Consider the following 2,347-nt stretch of genomic DNA (forward strand, 5'->3'; position numbering starts at 1 on the left):
GCTGAGACGTCGCCGTCCTCGCCGCACCCGAAGCAGTGGTAGCGGCCGACCTGAGGCCGGACGTGGAACGACGGAGAGCGCTCGTCGTGGAACGGGCAGAGGCCCTTCATCGAGCCGACGCCCGCGTGCTTCAGCGTGACGTAGTCGCCGACGACGTCCGCGATGTTGACACGCGAGCGGACCTCGTCGATGTCGTTCCGCGCGATCCTGCCAGCCACCCCTCGATCCTAGTTCGTGCGACCGACCCCCGTTGGCCGTCGGTCCGTCTGTGGACGGGCCACCTGCCTGGAGGCGCGGTGCAGGACCGGCGCGCTCCGCACCCCCGGTGCGTGGTCGCGTCGTGATCGCGTCGTGGTTGCGTCGTGGCGGTCGCGGCGACTGCCGTGGGCCTTCGGTGCGAGGTTCCACACATGGTGACCGCCCTTGCGCGTCGCACCGTGCGGGAATCCTCGCACCGAGCGCTGGCGCGCGCCAGCGCCGCGCGCCGACACCGAGCGCCAGCGCCGCGCGCCAGCGCACGACGTCACACCGGGATGTGCGTCCGCTCCTGCTCCCCCACGACGAGCCGCCGGTGCCACGCGAGCGCCCCCTGGTCGGTCAGGCTCGCCACCTGGTCGACGACCGCCCGCAGCCGCCCGGCATCGTCGGACGCCGCACGCCAGTCCGCCGCGAACCCCGGCTCGAGGTCGGCGCTGCCGGTGGCCGCGAGCGCGTCGAGCAGCTCGGTCAGCACCCGTCGCTGCTCCTCGTACACCGGCTGCCGGTCGCCGTGGGTCATCACGAACGCCGCCACGATCCCCTTGAGCACGGCGATCTCGCCGATGATCTCCGGGGGCGTCACCACCGACGCTGCGAACCGGACGAGGGAGCCGGACGCGTAGGACTCGCGCGTCGCGGCGGTCGCCGTCCGCGCGAACCGGCCGATGAGCTGCGAGGTCAGGTTCTTCAGGCGCGCGAGGTCACGCCGGGAGCCGTCGTAGGAGGTCATCCAGAGCGGCAGCGCGCGGAGCCGGTCGAACGCCTCGAGCAGTTCCTCGCGGCTGAGGTCGTCCCCCACCCAGGCGTGCATGGCCGTCACGATGTCGTTCTCGCCGACGCGGTCCCCGAGCGCCGCGACGTCGATGAAGCCCGCGACGACGGCGTCCTCGAAGTCGTGCACCGAGTACGCGATGTCGTCGGAGAGGTCCATGACCTGGGCCTCGATGCAGCGCTGACGACGGGGAGCGCCGGCCCGGAGCCACTCGAACGCTGCGTGGTCGTCGTCGTAGAACCCGAACTTCGTCCGACCAGACGACGCTTCCGACACGCCCTGGGAGGCGGGCCACGGGTACTTGCAGCTCGCGTCCAACGACGCCCGGGTCAGGTTCAACCCGTACGCGCGGTCGGCGTCCGGCCCCGACCCGTACACCTTCGGCTCGAGCCGGGTCAGGAGTCGCAGCGTCTGTGCGTTTCCTTCGAACCCGCCGATGCCCGCGGCCCAGGCGTTGACCGCCGTCTCGCCGTTGTGTCCGAAGGGCGGGTGACCGATGTCGTGCGCGAGGCAGGCGGTGTCGACCACGTCGGGGTCGAGCCCGAGCGAGTCCGCGAGTTCCCGGCCGACCTGCGCGACCTCGAGCGAGTGGGTCAGCCGGTTGCGGGCGAAGTCGAGCCCCGTCGTGGGGCTGAGCACCTGGGTCTTGGCGGCCAGACGCCGGAGCGCGCTGGAGTGCAGGAGCCGGGCGCGGTCACGGGCGAAGTCGGAGCGACGGTTCGAGTGCTGCTCGGGGAGCCAGCGCTCGGCGTCGGCCGGACCGTACGAGGCGGTGGCGCTCATCCGCCGCTGTGGTGGAGCTCGGCGGCCGCGAGGACCTTGCGGAACTCGGCGTCGACGTCGCGCGACTCGAGCCACCGGTCCGGCAGTGCGGTGCGCTTCGGGTGCCCGGCACGCCCGCGGGGGCCCTCGACGTCGGCGCCCGGGTACGGCGCCGTCCAGTCGAGCCTGCCGAGCAGGTCGTCGATCTCCTGCAGGCTCGAGGCCATCGCGAGGCCGGACCGGACGTCACCGCCGATCGGGTACCCCTTGAAGTACCACGCCACGTGCTTGCGGACGTCGCGGCAGCCGTGGTCTTCCGAGCCGAAGAACTCGACGAGGAGTTCGGCGTGCCGACGGAACGCGACCGCGACCTCGCCGAGCGTCGGCATCGCACGGACGTCCTCGCCGCGGAACGCCGCCGCGAGGTCGCCGAACAGCCACGGGCGACCGAGGCAGCCACGTCCGACGACGACGCCGTCGCAGCCGGTCTCGTCGACCATGCGCAGGGCGTCGGCGGCGGACCAGATGTCGCCGTTGCCGAGCACCGGGATGTCG

General features: G+C 72.6%; 3 protein-coding genes. All 3 read right to left on the bottom strand.

The features are described 5' to 3' along the window. A partial coding sequence (locus I59_RS19580; protein WP_042726597.1) for a CHC2 zinc finger domain-containing protein occupies positions 1 to 218 on the bottom strand: 218 nt, incomplete at its 3' end. Positions 219 to 523: 305 nt separating this feature from the next. After that, positions 524 to 1,813, bottom strand: a complete 1,290-nt coding sequence (locus tag I59_RS08805) for a deoxyguanosinetriphosphate triphosphohydrolase (RefSeq protein WP_022903553.1) — start codon at positions 1,811 to 1,813, stop codon at positions 524 to 526. Further along, on the bottom strand, positions 1,810 to 2,347 hold a 538-nt coding region (locus tag I59_RS08810), incomplete at its 5' end, for a tRNA-dihydrouridine synthase (protein ID WP_022903554.1). The genes I59_RS08805 and I59_RS08810, both read right to left, overlap by 4 nt.

Source organism: Curtobacterium sp. B8 (genome assembly GCF_000333315.1).
GTDB lineage: Bacteria > Actinomycetota > Actinomycetes > Actinomycetales > Microbacteriaceae > Curtobacterium > Curtobacterium luteum.

Coding starts and splice junctions, on each gene's coding strand:
- I59_RS08805 (WP_022903553.1), bottom strand. CDS start 1,813: ATGAGCGCCACCGCCTCGTACGGTCCGGCCGACGCCGAGCGCTGGCTC.